The organism is Streptomyces sp. NPDC006335 (assembly GCF_040612795.1).
Classification (GTDB): Bacteria; Actinomycetota; Actinomycetes; order Streptomycetales; family Streptomycetaceae; genus Streptomyces.
The window spans coordinates 37,934-57,953 of record NZ_JBEXQX010000007.1; the positions used below are offsets into that span (position 1 = coordinate 37,934).

Consider the following 20,020-nt stretch of genomic DNA (forward strand, 5'->3'; position numbering starts at 1 on the left):
CTGCATCGATTTGCGGCTACCGCCGCGCGGGCGCGACCACCACGACCAAGGAGCCACATGCCCACGATCGAAACGGACGAGCACAAAGCCCTCCGCACAGCCGTATCCGCCCTGGGCAAACGCCACGGCCGCGACTACGACAGAGAAGCACTCTGGGCCGAAGCAGCCAAACTCGGCTACCTAGGAGTCAACCTCCCCGAGGAACACGGCGGCGGAGGCGGCGGAATCGCCGAACTCTCCATCGTCCTGGAAGAACTCGGCGCGGCCGGCGCCCCCCTCCTGATGATGATCGTGTCACCGGCCATCTGCGGCACGGTGATCGCCCGCTTCGGCACCGAGGACCAGAAGCGGGAATGGCTCCCCGCCCTCGCCGACGGCACCCGCACGATGGCCTTCGGCATCACCGAACCCGACGCCGGCTCCAACAGCCACCGCATCACCACCACGGCCCGCCGCGATCAGGACACCGGAGACTGGCTGCTCACCGGCCGCAAGGTCTTCGTCTCCGGAGTCGACATCGCCGACGCCACCCTCATCGTCGGCCGCACGGAGGACTCCCGCACCGGCCGCCTCAAGCCCTGCCTTTTCATCGTCCCCCGCGACGCCCCGGGCTTCGGCAGGCGCCTGATCGAGATGGAACTGAACGCCCCGGAGAAGCAGTTCGAGCTCACCCTCGACGACGTGCGCCTGCCCGCCGAAGCCCTGGTGGGAGACGAGGACGCGGGCCTGCTGCAACTCTTCGCCGGCCTCAACCCCGAACGCATCATGACGGCCGCCTTCGCGATAGGAATGGGCCGCTACGCCCTGGGACAGGCCGTCACCTACGCCAAGGACCGCACGGTCTGGAACACCCCCATCGGCGCCCACCAGGCCATCGCCCACCCCCTCGCCCAGGCGCACATCGACCTCGAACTGGCCCGCCTGATGACGCAGAAGGCCGCTTACCTCTACGACGAGGGCGACGACGTGGCCGCGGGAGAGGCCGCCAACATGGCGAAGTACGCCGCCGGGGAGGCCTGTGTGAAGGCCGTGGACCAGGCGGTCCACACCCTCGGCGGCAACGGCCTCACCAAGGAGTTCGGCATCGCCTCGTTGATAACGGCCGCGCGCGTGGCTCGTATCGCACCGGTGAGCAGGGAGATGATTCTCAACTACGTCTCCCACCAGACCCTGGGCCTGCCCAAGTCGTACTAGATCGTCTCGGTATCAGGCCGTCTCGGTATCGGCCGCCCTGGAGGAACCGTGTTCCGCAGCGAGTACGCAGACGTCCAGCCCGTCGAACTCCCCATCCACGAAGCTGTGTTGGCCCGGGCCGCCGAGTTCGGTGACGCGCCCGCCCTGATCGACGGCACCGACGGCACCACCCTCACCTACGGGCAGCTCGACCGGTTCCACCGCCGGGTTGCCGCGGGCCTCGCGGAGGCGGGCGTCGCCCAGGGGGACGTGCTCGCGCTGCACAGCCCCAACACGATCGCCTTCCCGACCGCGTTCTACGCCGCCACGCGCGCGGGTGCCTCCGTCACGACCGTGCACCCGCTCGCCACGCCGGAGGAGTTCGCCAAGCAGCTCTCCGACTCCGCCGCCTGCTGGATCGTCACCGTCTCCCCCCTCCTGGAGACCGCCCGCCGGGCCGCCGAACTCGCGGGCGGCGTACGGGAGATCCTCGTCTGCGACAGCGCCCCCGGCCACCGCTCCCTCATCGACATGCTGGCCTCCACGTCCCCCGAGCCGGACCTCGCCATCGACCCCGTGACGGACGTGGCCGCGCTGCCGTACTCCTCGGGCACCACCGGCACCCCCAAGGGCGTGATGCTCACCCACCGGCAGATCGCCACCAACCTCGCCCAGCTCCAACCGCTGATGTCGGCGGGCCCCGAGGACCGCATCCTGGCGGTGCTTCCCTTCTTCCACATCTACGGCCTCACGGCCCTGATGAACGCGCCCCTGCGCGTCGGCGCGAGCGTCGTCGTCCTGCCCCGCTTCGACCTGGAGACCTTCCTCGCCGCCATCCAGAACCACCGCATCACCGGCCTGTACGTGGCCCCGCCGATCGTCCTCGCCCTCGCCAAGCACCCGCTGGTCGAGCAGTACGACCTCTCGTCCCTGCGCTACATCATCAGCGCCGCCGCCCCGCTGGACGCCCGGCTCGCCGCCACCTGTTCGGCCCGGCTCGGCCTCCCGCCCGTCGGTCAGGCGTACGGCATGACGGAACTCTCGCCCGGCACCCACGTCGTCCCCCTGTCCGCCATGCGCGAGGCACCGCCCGGAACCGTCGGCAAGCTCATCGGCGGCACCGAGATGCGGATCGTCTCCCTCGACGACCCCGACAGGGACCTCGGCACCGGCGAGCCCGGCGAGATCCTCATCCGCGGCCCGCAGGTCATGAAGGGCTACCTCGGCCGCCCCGACGACACCGCCGCGATAATCGACGCCGACGGCTGGCTGCACACCGGGGACGTCGGCCATGTCGACGCCGACGGCTGGCTGTTCGTCGTCGACCGGGTCAAGGAGCTCATCAAGTACAAGGGCTTCCAGGTGGCCCCCGCCGAACTGGAGGCCCTCCTGCTCACCCACCCCGGCATCGCCGACGCGGCCGTCATCGGCGCCTACAACGACGACGGCAACGAGGTCCCGCACGCCTTCGTCGTCCGCCAGCCCACCGCCCCCGAGCTCTCCGAGAGCGAGGTCATGATGTACGTCGCCGAACGCGTCGCCCCCTACAAACGCGTCCGCCAGGTCACCTTCACCGACGCGGTGCCCCGGGCCGCCTCCGGCAAGATCCTCCGACGACAGCTCAGGGAGCGCGCATGACGCTCGTCGCCCGCACGCGCGCGCGTGCCGTCGAGACCCTCACCCTCGACTCCCCGCACAACCGCAACGCCCTCTCGGCCGCCCTGGTGGGGGAGCTGACCGCCGCACTGACGGACTGCGCCGAGGAACCGGACGTCCGCGCGATCGTCCTCACCCACACCGGCAACACCTTCTCCGCAGGCGCCGACCTGAAGGACCCCCCGGCCCCGGACGCCCTGGTCGGCCTGCTGCGGCAGATCGTGGAACTCGGCAAACCGGTCGTCGCACGCGTCACCGGGCACGTCCGCGCGGGCGGCCTCGGCCTCCTCGCCGCCTGCGACATCGCGGCCGCGTCCACCCAGTCGACGTTCGCCTTCACGGAGGTCCGGATCGGGGTGGCCCCGGCGGTCATCTCACTGCCCCTGCTGCCCCGCACCGACCCCCGCGCACTCGCCCGCCACTACCTCACCGGAGAGCGCTTCGACGCGGTCGAGGCGGCCCGCATCGGCCTGGTGACGGCGGCGGGCGACGACGTGGACGCCGTACTCGAACCGATCCTCGATGGTCTGCGCCGGGCCGCTCCCGAGGCCCTGGCCGAGACGAAACGGCTGCTCACGGCTAAGGTGCTGGAGACCTTCGACCGGGACGCGGCCGACCTGACCGCGCTCTCGGCCCGCCTGTTCGCCGCACCGCACGCGCGCGAGGGCATGACAGCCTTCCTGGAACGACGGGATCCCTCATGGGTGGTGTGACCACGATCGGCGACCGGGCCGACCGGGTGCCGAAGCAGGACCGCAGCCGGGCCACCCGGCAGCGCCTCCTCGAAGCCGCCGTGGCCTGCCTCGCCGAACACGGCTGGGCCGGCTCCACGGTCACCGTCGTCGCCGAACGCGCCGGCGTCTCCCGAGGCGCCGCCCAGCACCACTTCCCGACCCGCGAGGACCTCTTCACGGCCGCGGTCGAGTACGTGGCGGAGGAACGCTCCACGGCCCTGCGCGCCCTGTTCCCGCAGGGCGCGCAGGACGACCGCCGCGCGGTGATCTCCGCCCTCGTCGACCTCTACACCGGCCCCCTCTTCCGAGCCGCCCTCCACCTCTGGGTGGCCGCCTCGAACGAGGAGCAACTGCGCCCCCGGGTGACGGAGCTGGAGGCGAGGGTGGGCCGGGAGACGCACAGGATCGCCGTAGACCTCCTGGGCGCCGACGAGTCGAAGCCGGGCGTCCGCGAAACGGTCCAGGGCCTCCTGGACATGGCCCGCGGCCTGGGCCTTGCGAACCTGCTGACGGACGACAAGGCCAGGCGAGACAGAGTGGTCACCCAGTGGACAGCACTACTGAACGAGACGCTGCTTCAAGGCCTTTAGGGGCGTGGGGAACTGCGCGACCAGCCACCAGCAGCCCGCAGTCGCCCACACTCCTCAGGCACCCTCTCAGTGGGCGATGCTCCCGTACCCCTCAATGTCCTGAGGATTCCGAGAGCCAGGCCCCACATACCGCGCGGACGGCCGCACCAGCCGCCCCGTCCGCTTCTGCTCGAGAATGTGCGCCGACCACCCAGCAGTCCGCGCACACGTGAACATCGACGTGAACATGTGCGCCGGCACCTCCGCGAAGTCGAGCACGATCGCCGCCCAGAACTCCACGTTGGTGGCGAGCACCCGGTCCGGCCGCCGCGCGTGCAGCTCCGCCAGCGCCGCCTTCTCCAACGCCTCGGCGATCTCGAACCGGGGCGCCCCCAGCTCACGAGCCGTACGACGCAGCACACGCGCGCGGGGATCCTCGGCCCGGTACACCCGGTGCCCGAACCCCATCAGCCGCTCACCGCGGTCCAGCGCCTGCTTGACGTACGCCTCCGCGTCCCCGGTCCGCTCGATCTCCTCGATCATCCCGAGCACCCGCGAGGGCGCACCACCGTGCAGCGGCCCGGACATGGCACCCACGGCACCGGACAGCGCGGCGGCGACATCCGCACCGGTGGAGGCGATCACGCGCGCGGTGAACGTGGAGGCATTCATCCCGTGCTCCGCGGCCGAGGTCCAGTACGCGTCGACGGCCGCGACGTGCTTCGGATCCGGCTCCCCACGCCAGCGGATCATGAAGCGCTCGACGACGGACTGCGCCTTGTCGATCTCCCGCTGCGGCACCATCGGCAGCCCCTGCCCGCGCGCGGACTGGGCGACGTAGGAGAGGGCCATCACGGCGGCCCGGGCGAGGTCGGCGCGCGCCTGCTCGGCATCGATGTCGAGCAGCGGTTTGAGCCCCCACACCGGGGCGAGCATGGCGAGGGCCGACTGGACGTCCACGCGGATGTCGCCGGAGTGCACCGGGATCGGGAACGGCTCGGCGGGCGGCAGACCGGGATTGAAGGCGCCGTCGACCAGCAGCCCCCACACGTTGCCGAACGAGACATGGCCGACCAGATCCTCGATGTCGACGCCCCGGTACCGCAGCGCGCCGCCCTCCTTGTCCGGTTCGGCGATCTCCGTCTCGAACGCGACGACTCCTTCGAGACCAGGTACAAAGCCGGTGTCAAATCCGGGGTCGAGGTCGGACATCAGGCGGCTCCTCATGATGTGTACGACGGATGACGCCACGATATCCCCGAGTGCCACCTTTGGGGAGAGCTGACGGCACTCAGTGCCACCTTCGCTGGAGGAGCGATCCGTACGGCAAGATGACGACGTGACCGACGCCGCACACGCCGTCTTCCCGGACCCCGCCTCCATGCGCCGGCAGTACCGCGCGGAGGGGCTCGCCGAGGCCGACCTGGCCGCCACGCCCGTCGAGCAGTTCGCGCGCTGGTTCAAGCAGGCGGCCACCGAGGCGCACCTCTTCGAGCCGAACGCCATGGTCGTCTCCACCGCGGACGCCGAGGGCCGCCCCAGCTCCCGCACGGTCCTGCTCAAGCAGTTCGACGAACAGGGCTTCGTCTTCTACACGAACTACGGCTCCCGCAAGGGCAGGGACCTCGCGCGGAACCCGTACGCCTCCCTGCTCTTCCCCTGGCACCCCATGGCCCGCCAGGTCATCGTCACCGGCCTCGCCCGGCGCACCGGCCGCGACGAGACCGCCGCCTACTTCCGCACCCGTCCGCACGGCTCCCAGCTCGGCGCCTGGGCCAGCGCGCAGTCCTCGGTGATCGAGAACCGCGAACAGGTCGACACCGCCTTCGCCGAACTGGCCGCCCGCTACCCCGAGGGCGAGCAGGTCCCGGTGCCGCCGCACTGGGGCGGCTTCCGGGTGGCGCCCGAGCGGGTCGAGTTCTGGCAGGGCCGCGAGGACCGCCTGCACGACCGGCTGTGCTACGTGGCTGAGCCGGACGGGAGCTGGCGGGTGGAGCGGCTGAGTCCCTGAGACGCAGGCGACCCGCGAGCTCTGGGTCCCTCCGCCTGACGGCGGGGGAGCCGGCCGGACGTTACCGGCGAGCTCGCGGGTCGGGTGACTGCGTTGGATTGGCCGGCTGCGTGCATCTCGTACACGCTGGTCCGGCACCGCACTCGGTGGGTGACGGGCCGCTAGCCCGCAGCCACCTCTTCCGTCCGGTATGAATACATCTGCCGAACCACCTCCTCTCCGAAGTACCTGCACCCTAAGAAAGCTTCGGCCCTCGGTTCAACCCCTTTTTTTCGAGGAGCGGCACCGGCTGTCCCGGAAGGCGATGGACGCGCCCGGAACGATCACCTAGCGTGCGGCCCATGACTGATCCGCGGATCGAACCCGTCGTAGGGGACGAGATGGCCGAGGAGTGGCGGCACGTGCACAACGTGATCGTTCCGCCCGCCGCCATGGGGCTCGAGGATGTACGGGAGCGCGGTCGGCGGTACCGGTTGGAGAACGCCTACCTCGGGGACGTGCTCGTGGGCTGCTCCACCGTGCGGCCGCCGCAGGGGGACGACGCCGTGGCGACCGTCATCGCGCGCGTGCTGCCCGATTACCGCGGGCGGGGTTTCGGGACGGCTCTCTACGAGAAGGGTCTTGATCATGCGCGTGTGCTCGGCGCCCGGGTGATCGAGACATGCGTGCTGGCCGTCAATGGGGACGGGGTCCGGTTCGCGCGGGCGCGCGGCTTCGTCGAGGTCGACCGGTATGTGCTGGACGGCGAGAGCGACGAGTGGATCGACCTGCGGCTGGAGCCGGACCGGAGAGCCGGTTAAGGGGACACGGAGCGTTTCCGGCGTACAACGATTCCCTCAATCTTGCGGGAACCCGGTGTGTGCTGCGTCACGTTCGAGTTGAATGATTGTTGGTGAGCGAACCGACGTGCGGTACGTACGGACGCGGCTGCTGGCAGGGGGTCCAGGTGAGTGCTTCCCGGCGTAGTGGGGCCACCGACGAGCTGGGGCCGGACGGGCCCGGGCCGGAGGGCTCGGGCGGTTCGGACCTGCTCGCCGCGCTGCTGGACGGCATGGACGCGGCACTGTGTGCCTTCGACGCGGACGGTGTCGTCACCCACTGGAATCGTGAGGCCGAGCGCATCCTCGGGTGGACCGCGGCCGAGGCCGTGGGACGGCACGGGTTCGCCGGATGGGCCGTACGGCCGGCGGACGCCGAGGAGGTCGAGGGGCGCCTGATGTCCGCCATGCGGGCGCCCGGACGGCAGGTGCACGAGTTCGCGCTGCTGACCAAGGACGGCGGTCGGGTGCTCGTACGTACCCAGTCAGCGGCCGTGCGCGGACCCGACGGGAAGCCGGCCGGGGTGTACTGCGCCTTCAGCGAGGTGCACACGCAGATCGACCTGGAGCGGTCGATCGCGCTCAGTGAGGCCCTGTTCGAGGACGCCTCCTGGGGTGTCGTACTGGTCGACGCCGATCTGCGGCCCGCCGTGGTCAACGCGCACGCGGCCCAGTCCCTGGGCGTCGGGCGTACGTCCGTGCTGGGGCGGCCCCTCGGGGAACTGCTCGCGCAGGGCGTGGAGGAGCTGGAGAGCGCGCTGACCCATGTGCTGGCCGAGGGCGCGCCGCCGGCGCCGGCCGAGATCTGGGTCGGGGTGCGGACACCGGACGGCGAGAAGCGGCGCTGCTGGCGGTGCGGGTTCGTGCGGCTGGCCTCGCCGCTCGCGGAGGAGCCGGTGCCGTTGGGCGTCGGCTGGCTGTTCCATGACGTCACCGAGGCCAAGCAGAGCGAGCAGGAGGCCTCGCTGCTGCGGTTCCGGACGAACCAGCTCCACCGGGCGGCCCGCGCGGCCGCGGAGTGCGAGGACCCGGCCGAGGCCGCCGTCGTGCATCTGGACTTCGCCCTCGCCGGGTTCGCCGACCACGCGCTGATCGACCGGGTGGCCGGGGGCGCGGTGGCCGACGGGGAGGAGACCGGTCCGGTCCGCCTGGTACGGGTCGCCGCGACACCCTCCGGGGCGCCGGGGCCGAGTCTGCGGGCGTCGGGCGCGGCCGGGTTGCCCGTGCGGTACGGGGAGGGTCATCCGGCGTTGCAGTGCGTGGACCGGGCGGGTTCGGTACGGGCGAGTGTCGGGTCGGTGCCGGGGGACAGGGCCCGCGAGTGGGCCGAGGCTCGCCAGTGGCCCTCGGACGCGGTGCACGCCCTGTGCGCGGTGCTGCGGAGCCGGGGGCGCACGCTCGGCGTCGTGACGTTCCTGCGGAGCTCCGGGAGGGGCCAGTTCGAGCGGAGCGACGCGCTGTACGCGGAGGACGTGGCGGTACGGATCGCCTCGGCGCTGGATCTGGGCGGCGTGGTGGGCCGGGCGTAGGGCCCCGCCTGCTGACCGGCGCGCTACTGCCGGTAGAAGATCCGGTCCCCGTACTCCTCGAACACCCGCTCGTTCCACTCCAGTCCGCCGTCCACGTTCCCCGACCGCAGCAGCGGCGGCTCGATCCCCCGCTCCGCCAGCGCGCCCGCCGCCGTCGCCATCACGGCCTGGAGCAGCGCCGAGGTCACGACCGTGGAGGCCGGGGCGAAGGGAGCCGGGACGGAGTCCAGGGAGAGCTCCGCGTCGCCCGGGGCGATCTTGGAGTCGAGGACGACGTCGCAGTGGTCCTTCAGGAAGGTGCCCGAGCTGTGCCGCGGCTTCGTCTCGCGGGTGTAGGCGACCGAGGTCACGCCGATGACCTTCACACCGAGGGCCCGCGCCTCCTGGGCCATCTCCACGGGGAGCGCGTTGCGGCCGGAGAGCGAGATGACCACCAGGGCGTCGCCCGCGCGGAGCGGTGAGCACTTCAGGACCGCGCTCGCGAGACCGTCCACGCGCTCCAGGGCGGAGCCCAGGGTCGCCGGCCTGACGTCGACGCCCACGACCCCCGGCACGGTCAGCAGGTTCATCAGGGCGAGTCCACCGGCCCGGTAGACGAGGTCCTGCGCGGCGAGCGAGGAGTGCCCGGCGCCGAAGGCGAAGAGGCGGCCACCGGAGGCGACGGTGTCGGCGAGGAGCTCACCGGCCGCCGTGACGGACCCGGCCTCCTCGTCACGGACCCGCCGCAGCAGCCCGATCGCTGCGTCCAGGAACTGCCCGGACAGCGTGCCGTCAGCGCTCGCGGAGCCCGTCTCGCCCATGCGTCGTCCAACCCTTCGTCGCTGTGTCGCGGATCACCGTGCGGTCTGGACCAGTGGGATGTCAATACGGCCGCGCGCCCGCTCGTGACCGCCCGGTCGCAACGGCACGGCACGGTTGTCGGTGGCATCCGGCAGAATTGACGTCAGGGCCAGCGCACACGCCGGAAAGCTGTCGTGCTTCCGGCAGATCTCATCAAGGGGCACGTATGTCCGGACTGATCGACACCACGGAGATGTATCTCCGCACCATCCTCGAGCTGGAGGAGGAAGGTGTGGTCCCCATGCGTGCCCGGATCGCCGAGCGACTCGACCAGAGCGGGCCGACCGTCAGCCAGACCGTGGCGCGGATGGAGCGCGACGGCCTGGTGTCCGTCGCCAGCGACCGGCACCTGGAGCTGACGGACGAGGGCCGACGGCTGGCCACCCGCGTGATGCGCAAGCACCGGCTCGCGGAGTGCCTGCTCGTCGACGTGATCGGCCTGGAGTGGGAGCAGGTCCACGCGGAGGCCTGCCGCTGGGAGCACGTGATGAGCGAGGCGGTGGAGCGCCGGGTGCTGGAGTTGCTGCGCCACCCCACCGAGTCGCCGTACGGCAACCCGATCCCCGGTCTGGAGGAGCTGGGCGAGAAGGACGGCCCGCACCCCTTCCTGGACGAGGGCATGGTGTCGCTGGCCGAGCTGGACCCGGGTCTCGATGGCAAGACGGTCGTCGTACGCCGTATCGGCGAGCCGATCCAGACGGACGCGCAGCTCATGTACACGCTGCGCAGGGCGGGTGTGCAGCCCGGTTCGGTGGTGAGCGTGACGGAGTCGGCCGGCGGGGTGCTGGTGGGCAGCGGTGGTGAGGCCGCCGAGCTGGAGTCGGACGTCGCCTCGCATGTGTTCGTCGCCAAGCGCTGAGGGCGTCGGGGGGCTCAATCGCCGCTGCCTGTGAGGCAGTTGTGCGTTCGCCGGGTCTCGCGTCCGGGCTCCTCCGGGAGCGCGTCGATCCGAGATTCACTGTGCGGAATCGCAGCGCTTCGACGCCCTTCGTGCGAGGCTGTCGCGTGAGGCATATGACCTGAGGGGGGCGGGCGGATGTGCCGTGGATGTGGGGATGGCCCCGGCGCCTTTCGGCGCCGGGGCCGGTCCTCCCCTGTGCTGACCCGGAGCCCCGAGCTCCCAGGGTCATTCCCCTCGGACCGATGTCCCCGAGCGGTCCGCCTCCCGCTGAAGGTCTCCCCTCGGCGGCGGCGATCATTCCTTGAGGGGCGTCACTCGAATGAGGGGTGTTACCGCGTGAGACCCGATTTTCGAAGGCGTATTCGATAAGTTCGAGCGTCTGGGGGTGACGGGGCGCGGGGGATGTGCGCTACAGGGATGTACGACAAGGAAGCGGCAGGCAGGGCAGGCACAGCGGTCAGGGGACTAGGGGGGTGCCAATGGCGCGGCGCATCGACGTGACCGGGGCGGGCGGCGTACGTCTGGCGGCCTGGGAGTTCGGTGACCCTCCCAAGACCGATCCGGCGGACCCGGCACGGGAGAGCCCGCAGGCTCCGGAGAAACGATCACCCGGGGTGCTGTTACTCCACGGCCTGATGGGCCGTGCCTCGCACTGGGCGTCCACCGCCCGCTGGCTCTCGGAGCGCTACCGGGCCGTCGCGCTCGACCAGCGCGGTCACGGCCAGAGCGACAAGCCCCCTCGGGCCGCCTTCACCCGTGACGCGTACGTCGAGGACGCGGAAGCCGCCCTCGAACAGCTGGAGCTCGCCCCGGTCGTCCTCATCGGACACGCGATGGGCGCTCTCACCGCCTGGCAGCTCGCCGCCCGCCGGCCCGACCTGGTCCGCGGAGTGATCATCTGCGACATGCGGGCCTCCGCCCTCGGCGCCGCCTCGCAGCGGGAGTGGGGCGAGTGGTTCAAGGCCTGGCCCGTCCCCTTCGCCACACTGGCCGACGTCCGCAAGTGGTTCGGCGAGGACGATCCCTGGGTGGAGCGGCCCAACCCGGCGCGCGGCGAGTTCTACGCCGAGGTGATGGCCGAGTCCCCGGACGGCTGGCGCCCCGTCTTCGACCCCGAGCAGATGCTGTCGTCCCGCGAGACCTGGGTCTACGACGCCCACTGGGAGGAACTGACCCAGGTCAGGTGCCCCGCCCTGGTCGTCCGCGGCCTCGACGGCGAACTGGGCCGCGCCGAGGCCCAGGAGATGGTCCGCGTCCTGCCCCGCGGCGAGTACGCCGAGGTCGCCGACGCCGGCCACCTCGTCCACTACGACCAGCCGGACGCCTGGCGCGCCGCGATAGAGCCCTTCCTGGACGCCCTGGCCACCGAGCCCGGCACCTGAGGTCCCGTGCTCGCCTGCCCGGCCTCAGCCTTGCCTGGACGTCCTGGCTGGACGAGACGGGTGTCTGGGGTTCCGGGCTCGTCTGCCTAATCTCAGCCTGGCCTGGACGTCCTGGTGGACGAGGCGGGTGCCTGAGGTCCCGGGCTCGTCTGCCTAATCTCAGCCTGGCCTGGACGTCCTGGTGGACGAGGCGGGTGCCTGAGGTCCCGGGCTCGTCTGCCCGGTTTCAGGCTTGCCTGGAGGTTTTGATGGGCGAGACGGGTGTCTAGGGTCCCGGGCTCGTCTGCCCGGTTTCAGGCTTGCCTGGACGTCCTGGCGGACGACACCGGTGCCTGAACCCCGGCTCCCCCCTCCCCGCCTCAGCCCTTGCTGACCGCCTGCAGGATCTCCGGCAGTCGGCGGGCCGTGCGGGGGGCCGCCAGGTGGAGGCCGCCCAGGGTGATCGCGATGCCGTACGCCGTGCCGACCGGCAGCAGGATCCAGTTCCAGTCGTCGCCGTTCGCGCTGAGACCGGCCCAGATCGTCAGGGCGATCACGGGGGCGCACAGCAGGGCGGCCGAGACCATTCCGCCGACGACGGCGGAGGCGGCGAGGCCGGACTGTCCGGGGGCCACGTTCTTGTAGCCCTCCTGCGGAATCGAGTACGGGAACCGCGCCGAGGTCCACGCCCCGGTCGCCAGCATCGCCCCGAGCAGCGCGAAGGACACACCGAGCACCTCGGGCAGCTTCGCCCAGTCGCCGATCAGCGCGGTCGTCAGGACGGTGACGAGAGCGGCGTACGGCAAGGTGATCACCAGCAAGGCCAGCGCACGCGCGCGGAGTTCGACGTAGGCGTCCCGCGTGGAGGAGATCGTCATCGCGACCATCCAGAAGGCGGAGGTGTCCTGCCCGAACTGGTTGTACATCTGCACGCCGAGCATGCCCGCCGCGAAGCACGCGAAGTAGATGGACCCCGTGCCCTGCACCGCGTTGAACACCGGCACGATCAGCCCGATGGCCAGCGACGTCACCCACGCGGCCTTGGTCTTGGGGTCGCGCCAGACATAGCGCAGGCTGCGTTCCATGACGGTGCCGGTGCGCCCGGCGGGCAGCAGCCGGCCGAGCCCCGTCGAGTTCCGCTCCCGGGCGGCCCCCTCCGCGGAGGGCAGCGTGGAGCCGTCGGGGGAGGTCATCAGCCGGGTCAGATGGCGGGACCACAGTGCCAGCAGGCCCACCAACGCGGCGACGGAGACGGCCAGTTGCAGGACGGCGACCGCGTACGACCCTTCGCTCGCCGAGTCGACCGCCCCGATCGCCGACGCGGGCGGCACCCACTTCAACACCTCCGTCGGGCCGTCCAGTTGGCCGAGCCCGCCCGAACCGAGCCGCTGCGCACCGAAGTTCACGACCTGCGCGCCGATCGCGATGACGAGGCCGCTCAGCACCGCCAGATCGCGACCCTTGCGGCTGGTCAGCAGCCGGATGTTGGCGACGGCGATGGCCCGCGCGAGCGCCACGCAGACCAGCAGCGCGAGCACGACACCGACGACCGAGAAGACGTACCCCGGCACGCCGTGCGCGACCGAGACGACGGACCCGACGAGCAGGCAGAGCGTGAAGACCGGCCCTATGCCCACCAGCGAGGCCACCAGCAGCGCCCGCACCAGGGGCCGGGGGCGCAGCGGCAGCATCACCAGGCGGGTGGGGTCGAGGGTTTCGTCGCCGCCGGGGAAGAACAGCGGCATCACGGCCCACCCGGCCGCCAGCACGGCGACCAGCGGGACGACGACGGAGCCCGCGTGCTCGTCACCGCGCAGCGCGACGAGACCGAGCAGCTGAAGGACGGAGAAGAGCAGGACGGCGATGGCCGAGGCGATCCAGGCGGCCCGCCGCCCACCGGACTGCCGCAGTCCGTTCCTGAGCAGCGACAGCTTCAGCCGTACGACGACCGGGGTGATGTCGGCGGTCATCGGGCCCCGCCGCCCAGCCAGTCGAGGTTCGCCCCGACGTCCTGCCCCTGCGCGCCCACGAGTTCGAGAAAGGCGCGCTGCAAGGAGGGCGCGGCGCCGCGTACCTCGTCTAGCGGCCCGTGGGCGCGGATGCGGCCGGCGGCCATGACGGCCACCCAGTCGCACAGTGACTCCACGAGCTCCATCACGTGCGAGGAGAAGACGACGGTGGCGCCGGAGGCGGTGTACCGCTCCAGCACCCCCCGGATGGTCTGCGCGGAGACGGGGTCGACGCCCTCGAACGGCTCGTCCAGGAAGAGCACTTCGGGGTTGTGGAGGAGTGCGGCCGCGAGCCCGATCTTCTTCCGCATGCCGGTCGAGTAGTCGACGACCAGCTTGTGCTGGGCTCCGGCCAGGTCGAGCACGTCGAGCAGTTGAGCGGCCCGCCGGTCGACCTCGCCTCCGGGCAGCCCCCGCAACCGCCCGGAATAAGCGAGGAGTTCGCGCCCCGACAGCCGCTCGAACAGCCGTAGCCCTTCGGGCAGGACACCGATCCGGGCCTTGACGGCCACCGGGTCCTCCCACACGTCGTGCCCGACGACCTCCACGGTCCCCTGATCGGGGCGGAGCAGCCCGGTCACCATGGAGAGGGTGGTGGTCTTGCCCGCCCCGTTGGGTCCCACGAGCCCGATGAACTTACCGGCGGGCAGCTCCAGATCGATCCCGGCGACAGCGACCTGCTGCCCGAACCGCTTCCAGAGCCCCCGCACACTCACAGCCGACGTCATGAACGCCAACTTTAGGCGTGCACGTCACCTGTCCCGACCGCACGCGTAGGCGAGCGGCGAGATCAACTCCTCGGCGTCCGGCAGCCAACGGTTCGCGGGCGTCGGACGGCAGGCCCACTGCACAGCGCCACTGGACCCGAACCGAGTGGGCGGCGCAGCGACATACGCCCCCTCGCCCAGCGCGACCAGGTCAAGGGACGAGGGGGCCCAGCCCAGCTTCCGGACCAGCTCCGGCAGCTTCACCGAGGCCCCCGGCAACACGAAGAACTGCATCCGGCGATCAGGCGTCAACGTCACGGGCCCCAGCGTCAACTCCATCCGCTCCATACGGGCCAGCGCCAGGAACCCGGCGGTCTCCGGGACGGAGATCGCGTCGAAGGTACGTCCGGTGGGCAGCAGGATCGAAGCCGTCGGCTGCTTCTGCCACATCCGGCGCGCGACCGTCGCACTGCCGGTGGCCTGCGTCGCCCAGTCCTCCCGAGCGGGATGCGCCCCCGGCGCGGCGCACGAGGTGTCACCGCAGGAGCACCGCTGCACCCCGTCGACGGCTTCCAGCCAGGTGCCGGGGAAGACGTCCCAGTGGCGCTCCTCGGCGTATCGTACGGCTGTCTCCAGCAGCGAATCCCCGCGCTGCTTCGGAATCTGAGCGGCCTCGGGGCCCGCGATCGTCTCTTCCACGCTCAGCACAACTCCCGCACTCACCTCGGGTTACGGCCGGGCCAGGACCTGCGCGCGCGGGGGAAGCGCATCGATTCCGGATCCGGGGCGCATGGATGCACGGGTGGGGGCGCAGAGGAGGAACCTCGACGTGAGCTGGGTAACCACGTGTGGGGTCGGTACGAGTCTTTACCCCGGCAATCCTCGCATGCCTCGCATTTTCGACACGTTGGTGGGGCATTGATCTTCACGGCCGGAACTTTTCGGTGGAAGACACGTCAACTCGGTGCGTGGGCAGGCACCGCAGCCACAGGGGGTACGCCATGGCCGCAAGGCCTCTCGTCGCGCGGCAGCCGAACGAACGGTTGCAGGCGCTCATCCAGGAGGCGGGGTGCTCGAACGCCGGGCTCGCCCGCCGGGTCAACATGTGCGGCGCCGAGCACGGCCTCGACCTGCGCTACGACAAGACGTCCGTGGCCCGTTGGCTGCGCGGACAGCAGCCGCGGGGCCGGGCGCCCGCGATCATCGCGGAGGCCCTCGGGCGCAAGCTCGGCCGTACGGTCACGATCGACGAGATCGGCATGGCCAACGGCAAGAACCTCGCCTCCGGCGTCGGGCTCCAGTTCTCGCCGACGGTGCTGGGCGCCATCGAGCAGGTGTGTGAGCTGTGGCGCAGTGACGTGGGCCGCCGGGACTTCCTGTCCGGCTCCTCGGTCGCCGCGTCCGCGCTGGTCGAGCCGAGCCGCGACTGGCTGATCTCCTCGCCCGACTCGCAGGTGGCGCGCCAGGCGGGCCCGCGCGTGGGGCAGTCCGACGTGTCGGCCGTGCGCGCGATGACCCAGGCGCTCGTCGACCTCGACCACCAGTACGGCAGCGGGCATGTGCGCCCGGTCGTCGTGCACTACCTCAACAGCGTGGTCTCCGGGCTGCTCGCGGGGTCGTACCGGGAGGCGACCGGGCGTGAACTGTTCGCGGCCGTCGCACGGTTGACCGAGCTCGCCGGGTACATGGCCATCGACACCGGCCAACCGGGCCTGGCCCAGCGGTACTACATCCAGGCGCTGCGGCTCGCGCAGGCGGCGGGCGACCGCGGCTACGGCGGCTATGTGCTCGCCGCGTCCATGAGCCACCTCGCCGCGCAGCTCGGGAACCCGCGCGAGATCGCCCAGTTGGCGCGGGCGGCGCAGGAAGGCGCCCGGGGGCGGGTGACACCGCGCGCGGAGGCGATGTTCCACGCGGCGGAGGCGCGCGGGCACGCCCTCATGGGCGACGCCCGGGCCACCCAGGCGGCGTCCGGACGGGCCGTACGCGCGCTGGAGGCCGCGGACCCGTCCTCCGGTGACGACCCGGCGTGGATCGCGCACTTCGACGAGGCCTACCTCGCCGACGAGTTGGCCCACTGCCACCGCGACCTCGGCCAGGCCGACGCGGCGGCGCGGTGCGCGCGGGAGGCCCTGGACGGGCTCCCCGAGAACAAGGCGCGCAGGCGGGCCATCGGGCTGGTGCTGCTGGCCACCGCGCAGGTGCAGCAGCGCGAGATCGAGCAGGCCTGCAACACCGGCCTGAAGGCGGTGGAGTTGCTGGAGACCGTCCGCTCCAACCGGGGCGCGGAGTACCTCGACGACTTCCAGCAGCGCCTGGAGCCCTTCGGGGACGAGCCGGTCGTAAGGGAGTTCGGGGCCCGGCTCGACCTTCAGGCGGCCGCGTAAAGGAGGACATATAGAGCGGATACGAGCCCGGAACCGTCACGTGATCTCCCGGGATTTGTTACTGCGGTCACAGGGACGCAGGTCAGGTCCTGTGCTACGTGGCACCGGGCTCGGAGGACCCGGTAGCGTGAGCCGACGATTCCGAAGTTCCCCCATTAGTAGGAGTCCCGGTGACGCAGAGTGGACAGGGCGAGCAGCCCTCGGCGCGCGAAGCGCGCGAAGGCATCGTGCTGCCCTCCGACGGCGGGGAACCCCTGCTGCCGGGACAGACGGGCGGATACGGCGGCCCGCAACCCGGCTACGGCCCCCCGCAGCAGGGCGGTTACGGCGGTCCTCCGCAGACCGGTGGGCCCGCTCAGGCCGCCGACGCGGCCTACAGCCAGCCGCCCGGCGGCCAGGCGTGGGACAGCCCGTGGGGCCCCGGCCGGCAGCAGGGCCAGGCGCAGCCGCAGGACCAGGCCCAGGAGCCGCAGACCCAGCACTGGTCGCAGCCGCCCGCCCAGACCTGGGGGGCGCCCCAGCAGCCCGACGGCATACCGGCCCAGTCCCAGGCCCAGGCCCAGCCGCAGTCCGGGCCGGCGTACGACACCGACGAGCCGACGTCCTACTACCTGCCGCCGGTCGGTCAAGCAGCCCCCCAGCCCCCGTCCCAGCCGCTGCCCCCGCAGCAGGGCCAGGTCGCGCCCTACGAGACTCCCGGGACCGGCGCACCCCAGCAGCGGCCGACGGCGGGCTACGACACCGACGAGCCGACGTCCTACTACCTGCCGCCCGTGGGCCAGCCCCTCCCGTCGGCCCCCGGCAACCCCGCCTCCGCGCCGCTGCCGCCCGCCGACGAAGGCGCCACCCAGTTCATCCCGCCGGTCGCGGCCGCCCCCGCCGACCACGAGGGAGCCACCCAGTACCTCCCGCCCGTGCGCCCCGGCGCGCTGCCGCCCGAGGTGTCCCCCCAGGCGGCGCAGTACCCGCGGCAGCACCCGCAGGCCCCGTACGGCACGCAGCCCCCGCCCGGCGCGCCCACCGGCCCCGACGCCGAGGCCACGCAGTACATCGCGCCCGTGCCCGGACAGGCCCCCGGCGCGCCCTACGGCGGGGAGCGGCAGCCGCCCTCCGACTTCGACAACCTCTTCCGCGGCGCACCGGGCGGTGACGGCGGAGCCGCGTCCACGCAGCAGATGCCCCGCTTCACCCAGCCCGAGGCCGTACCGCCCGCGTACGGGGCCCCGCAGCCCTCGTACGGCGCCCAGCCGCCGTACGGCCCGCCGGGCGGCGACCTCTACGACGACGGTGAGCGGGGCGGCCGCAGGCGGTCCCGGGTGCCGGTCATCGCCGCCGTGGGCATCGGCATCGTCGTGCTCGGCATCGGCGCGGGAGCGCTGCTCGCCGGCGGCGGGGGCGGTGACGGCGGCGACAAGAACCAGACCGTGTCGGCGACGGCCCCCGCGACCGACGGGTCCTCCTCGCCGGCCGCCGATCCGGCGAAGGCGCAGGCCGTCGAGCTGGACAAGCTGCTCGCCGACAGCGGCAACAGCCGTTCCTCGGTGATCAGCGCGGTGGCGAACGTGAAGTCCTGCAAGAACCTCGGCCAGGCGGCCCAGGACCTGCGGGACGCGGCGGCCCAGCGCACCGGCCTGGTGACCCGGCTCAAGACCCTCTCGGTCGACCGGCTGCCGAGCCACGCCGAGCTGACCGACGCCCTCACCAAGGCCTGGCAGGCGTCCGCGTCCGCCGACAACCACTACGCGGCCTGGGCCGACCAGGCGGCCGGCAAGAAGGGCTGCAAGAAGGGTCAGGCCCGCATCACGGGTCAGACCCAGGCCGGCAACCGGGACAGCGGCACCGCCAGCACCGAGAAGGCGGAGGCGGCCCGGCTGTGGAACGCGATCGCCAGGAAGTACAGCCTGACCGAGCGCACGGCCGCCCAGCTCTGAGCGGACCGCGGGGGACGCGCCGGCGCCCCCCGCGGGTCAGTCGACGTCCGCGTTCCTGAGGGTCTTCGTCACGTCGGTGAAGCCCTCGCGCGCCGCCACGAGCTGGCCCCCGCGCACCACCTGGAGCGTCACATGGGCGTTCACCATGCGCGGGAAGCCGACCGTGGCGAGGTCGTCTGCGGTGCTCCAGGTGTCCCGGGTGGTCCACTGGAGGGTGGGCGTCAGACCGCCGGTCGGGATCTTGAGGCCGTCGTTGAGGACCTCGCGCACGCTGTCGGCGGACACCTCGCCGTTGCCCAGCGACTCCACGGCCTTCTTGAGGACCGTGTAGGCGATCCAGGTGGTCTGCACGCCCGCGTCCGCCGCGTCGATGCGGTTGTCGCCGAAGGCCGCCGCGTTGATGACCTTCTTCATCGCGTCCCAGCGGGGGTCGCTCTCCACCGGGTACCAACCGGTGATGTACGACCCCTCGTAGGGCCCCGACGCCCCGCCGGACGCGTCGATCACCGTCTGGTCGACGCTGCCCATCGCCATGGCGGTGCGCACGGCCGGGTAGTCCGCGCGGGCGCGCCGGAAGGAGTCCATGAAGGTGCTGGTGCGGTCGCCGAGCGCGGGCACCACACACCCCTCCTTCGAGCCGGCGACCGAGGCGCCGGAGTCCGGGCCGCCGGACGTCGAGCTGTCGAGCGCCTTCGTCGACTGCGCCGAGTACTCGGTGGCGTCCTCCACCGCCCGCACGTCGCTCGCGGACCGGTGCCCGCCGGTGGTCAGACCGGAGTCCAGCAGGACGGGCAGCTCGTCGCCCACGATGGTGTCGGGCCGTACGAGGGTGACGTTGCCGCAGGCCGCGGCGAGCTCCTTGCCGAGGCCGGCCAGCAGGGTGGGCTGACCGCCGTTGACGGGGTAGGACAGCGGGCTGGTGAACTCGTCGTTGGTGACGCCGTAGCCGCCGATGTAGGGGATGCCCGCGCCCTCCAGGGGCGGGAAGAAGGAGTCGCCGTACTGGCTGTACGAGCCGACGACCGCGATCACGTTCTCCTTGACCGCGCGCCGGGCGCACTGTGCCGCGGCCACGCCGTCGTTGTGGTCGTTGCAGGTCAGGACGGTGAGCTTGCGGCCGTTGATGCCGCCCCTGGAGTTGATCCAGCGGGCGTAGGCCCGGGCGAAGGCGGGCATGCCGGGTTTGTTGGTCGCCTCGGTGTCCGACGGGGCCCAGGTCATGACCTTGATCGAGCCGTCCCCGGAACCCCCCGTGGTACCGGGGACGACCCCGCAACCGGTGACGAGGGAGGCACACGCCGCCAGGGCTCCCGCCGCGAGGGCGGTGGCTCGGACGGGCCGGTGGTGCCGGGGGAGGAAGGTGCTGCGGATGCGTCGCCTGCCGGTCATGGGCA

17 protein-coding genes are annotated in these 20,020 nt (G+C 71.9%); 11 read left to right on the forward strand and 6 right to left on the reverse strand.

Annotated elements, in window-relative coordinates; translation table 11 throughout:
- Positions 1-57: 57 nt before the first annotated feature.
- From ABZ098_RS20795 to ABZ098_RS20810, 4 genes are read left to right on the forward strand one after another with little or no spacing between them, the layout of a single operon-like run.
- Positions 58-1,194: an acyl-CoA dehydrogenase gene (locus ABZ098_RS20795; RefSeq protein WP_356593156.1), complete on the forward strand. Its 1,137-nt coding sequence runs from the start codon at positions 58-60 to the stop codon at positions 1,192-1,194.
- Positions 1,195-1,242: 48 nt separating this feature from the next.
- Entirely contained in the window at positions 1,243-2,811 is a 1,569-nt protein-coding gene (locus ABZ098_RS20800; protein WP_356593158.1) for a 4-coumarate--CoA ligase family protein, read from the forward strand.
- Positions 2,808-3,542, forward strand: a complete 735-nt coding sequence (locus ABZ098_RS20805) for an enoyl-CoA hydratase family protein (protein WP_356593160.1) — start codon at positions 2,808-2,810, stop codon at positions 3,540-3,542. Before ABZ098_RS20800 ends, ABZ098_RS20805 begins: the two co-directional genes overlap by 4 nt.
- A complete protein-coding gene (locus ABZ098_RS20810) occupies positions 3,530-4,153 on the forward strand; it encodes a TetR/AcrR family transcriptional regulator (RefSeq protein ID WP_356593162.1) in 624 nt (207 codons plus the stop codon). The genes ABZ098_RS20805 and ABZ098_RS20810 overlap by 13 nt, the downstream gene beginning before the upstream one ends.
- Positions 4,154-4,219: 66 nt before the next feature.
- On the opposite strand, the gene ABZ098_RS20815 is transcribed toward ABZ098_RS20810, so the two are convergent.
- Positions 4,220-5,344, reverse strand: a complete 1,125-nt coding sequence (locus ABZ098_RS20815; protein WP_356593164.1) for a citrate synthase 2 — start codon at positions 5,342-5,344, stop codon at positions 4,220-4,222.
- A 169-nt stretch (positions 5,345-5,513) separates the two neighbouring features.
- Here ABZ098_RS20815 and pdxH point away from each other — a divergent pair, with 169 nt between their 5' ends.
- The 3 genes from pdxH to ABZ098_RS20830 all read left to right on the forward strand — a co-directional run bounded on the left by pdxH (position 5,514) and on the right by ABZ098_RS20830 (position 8,490).
- Positions 5,514-6,143 carry a pyridoxamine 5'-phosphate oxidase gene (gene pdxH, locus ABZ098_RS20820; protein WP_356593761.1) on the forward strand — a complete coding sequence of 210 codons (630 nt, stop codon included), beginning with the start codon at positions 5,514-5,516 and terminating at the stop codon, positions 6,141-6,143.
- Positions 6,144-6,484: 341 nt separating this feature from the next.
- On the forward strand, positions 6,485-6,943 hold the full coding sequence (locus tag ABZ098_RS20825) for a GNAT family N-acetyltransferase (protein WP_356593166.1): 459 nt from the start codon (positions 6,485-6,487) through the stop codon (positions 6,941-6,943).
- 146 nt (positions 6,944-7,089) lie between these two features.
- The gene (locus ABZ098_RS20830; protein ID WP_356593168.1) at positions 7,090-8,490 is read left to right on the forward strand and encodes a PAS domain-containing protein; all 1,401 of its coding nucleotides are present in this window, start codon (positions 7,090-7,092) and stop codon (positions 8,488-8,490) included.
- Between the two features lie 23 nt (positions 8,491-8,513).
- On the opposite strand, the gene ABZ098_RS20835 is transcribed toward ABZ098_RS20830, so the two are convergent.
- The gene (locus tag ABZ098_RS20835; RefSeq protein WP_356593170.1) at positions 8,514-9,290 is read right to left on the reverse strand and encodes an SIS domain-containing protein; all 777 of its coding nucleotides are present in this window, start codon (positions 9,288-9,290) and stop codon (positions 8,514-8,516) included.
- A 206-nt stretch (positions 9,291-9,496) separates the two neighbouring features.
- Here ABZ098_RS20835 and ABZ098_RS20840 point away from each other — a divergent pair, with 206 nt between their 5' ends.
- Together ABZ098_RS20840 and ABZ098_RS20845 are read left to right on the forward strand one after the other, a co-directional pair.
- Entirely contained in the window at positions 9,497-10,189 is a 693-nt protein-coding gene (locus tag ABZ098_RS20840) for a metal-dependent transcriptional regulator (RefSeq protein ID WP_037709529.1), read from the forward strand.
- 521 nt (positions 10,190-10,710) lie between these two features.
- Complete coding sequence (locus tag ABZ098_RS20845; RefSeq protein WP_356593172.1) at positions 10,711-11,613, forward strand: alpha/beta hydrolase; 903 nt, start codon at positions 10,711-10,713, stop codon at positions 11,611-11,613.
- Positions 11,614-11,972: 359 nt separating this feature from the next.
- Here ABZ098_RS20845 and ABZ098_RS20850 read toward each other — a convergent pair whose 3' ends face one another.
- From ABZ098_RS20850 to ABZ098_RS20860, 3 genes are read right to left on the reverse strand one after another with little or no spacing between them, the layout of a single operon-like run.
- Entirely contained in the window at positions 11,973-13,562 is a 1,590-nt protein-coding gene (locus ABZ098_RS20850) for a transporter (RefSeq protein WP_356593174.1), read from the reverse strand.
- Positions 13,559-14,329, reverse strand: a complete 771-nt coding sequence (locus ABZ098_RS20855) for an ABC transporter ATP-binding protein (RefSeq protein WP_356593176.1) — start codon at positions 14,327-14,329, stop codon at positions 13,559-13,561. Before ABZ098_RS20855 ends, ABZ098_RS20850 begins: the two co-directional genes overlap by 4 nt.
- A 24-nt stretch (positions 14,330-14,353) precedes the next feature.
- A complete protein-coding gene (locus tag ABZ098_RS20860) occupies positions 14,354-15,016 on the reverse strand; it encodes a bifunctional DNA primase/polymerase (RefSeq protein WP_356593178.1) in 663 nt (220 codons plus the stop codon).
- Between the two features lie 293 nt (positions 15,017-15,309).
- Here ABZ098_RS20860 and ABZ098_RS20865 point away from each other — a divergent pair, with 293 nt between their 5' ends.
- Together ABZ098_RS20865 and ABZ098_RS20870 are read left to right on the forward strand one after the other, a co-directional pair.
- Positions 15,310-16,695 carry a transcriptional regulator gene (locus tag ABZ098_RS20865; protein WP_356593180.1) on the forward strand — a complete coding sequence of 462 codons (1,386 nt, stop codon included), beginning with the start codon at positions 15,310-15,312 and terminating at the stop codon, positions 16,693-16,695.
- Between the two features lie 170 nt (positions 16,696-16,865).
- A complete protein-coding gene (locus ABZ098_RS20870; RefSeq protein WP_356593182.1) occupies positions 16,866-18,626 on the forward strand; it encodes a hypothetical protein in 1,761 nt (586 codons plus the stop codon).
- Between the two features lie 36 nt (positions 18,627-18,662).
- Here the strand turns inward: ABZ098_RS20870 and ABZ098_RS20875 are convergent, their stop codons facing one another.
- On the reverse strand, positions 18,663-20,015 hold the full coding sequence (locus tag ABZ098_RS20875) for an ABC transporter substrate-binding protein (protein WP_356593184.1): 1,353 nt from the start codon (positions 20,013-20,015) through the stop codon (positions 18,663-18,665).
- Positions 20,016-20,020: the final 5 nt, after the last annotated feature.

What these genes read in the sequence shown, in the direction of transcription:
- ABZ098_RS20815 (WP_356593164.1), bottom strand. Translation starts at nt 5,344, where the DNA reads ATGTCCGACCTCGACCCCGGATTTGACACCGGCTTTGTACCTGGTCTC.
- ABZ098_RS20855 (WP_356593176.1), bottom strand. Translation starts at nt 14,329, where the DNA reads ATGACGTCGGCTGTGAGTGTGCGGGGGCTCTGGAAGCGGTTCGGGCAG.
- ABZ098_RS20850 (WP_356593174.1), bottom strand. Translation starts at nt 13,562, where the DNA reads ATGACCGCCGACATCACCCCGGTCGTCGTACGGCTGAAGCTGTCGCTG.
- ABZ098_RS20845 (WP_356593172.1), top strand. Translation starts at nt 10,711, where the DNA reads ATGGCGCGGCGCATCGACGTGACCGGGGCGGGCGGCGTACGTCTGGCG.
- pdxH (WP_356593761.1), top strand. Translation starts at nt 5,514, where the DNA reads ATGCGCCGGCAGTACCGCGCGGAGGGGCTCGCCGAGGCCGACCTGGCC.
- ABZ098_RS20865 (WP_356593180.1), top strand. Translation starts at nt 15,310, where the DNA reads ATGGCCGCAAGGCCTCTCGTCGCGCGGCAGCCGAACGAACGGTTGCAG.
- ABZ098_RS20840 (WP_037709529.1), top strand. Translation starts at nt 9,497, where the DNA reads ATGTCCGGACTGATCGACACCACGGAGATGTATCTCCGCACCATCCTC.
- ABZ098_RS20875 (WP_356593184.1), bottom strand. Translation starts at nt 20,015, where the DNA reads ATGACCGGCAGGCGACGCATCCGCAGCACCTTCCTCCCCCGGCACCAC.
- ABZ098_RS20825 (WP_356593166.1), top strand. Translation starts at nt 6,485, where the DNA reads ATGACTGATCCGCGGATCGAACCCGTCGTAGGGGACGAGATGGCCGAG.
- ABZ098_RS20835 (WP_356593170.1), bottom strand. Translation starts at nt 9,290, where the DNA reads ATGGGCGAGACGGGCTCCGCGAGCGCTGACGGCACGCTGTCCGGGCAG.
- ABZ098_RS20805 (WP_356593160.1), top strand. Translation starts at nt 2,808, where the DNA reads ATGACGCTCGTCGCCCGCACGCGCGCGCGTGCCGTCGAGACCCTCACC.
- ABZ098_RS20810 (WP_356593162.1), top strand. Translation starts at nt 3,530, where the DNA reads ATGGGTGGTGTGACCACGATCGGCGACCGGGCCGACCGGGTGCCGAAG.
- ABZ098_RS20795 (WP_356593156.1), top strand. Translation starts at nt 58, where the DNA reads ATGCCCACGATCGAAACGGACGAGCACAAAGCCCTCCGCACAGCCGTA.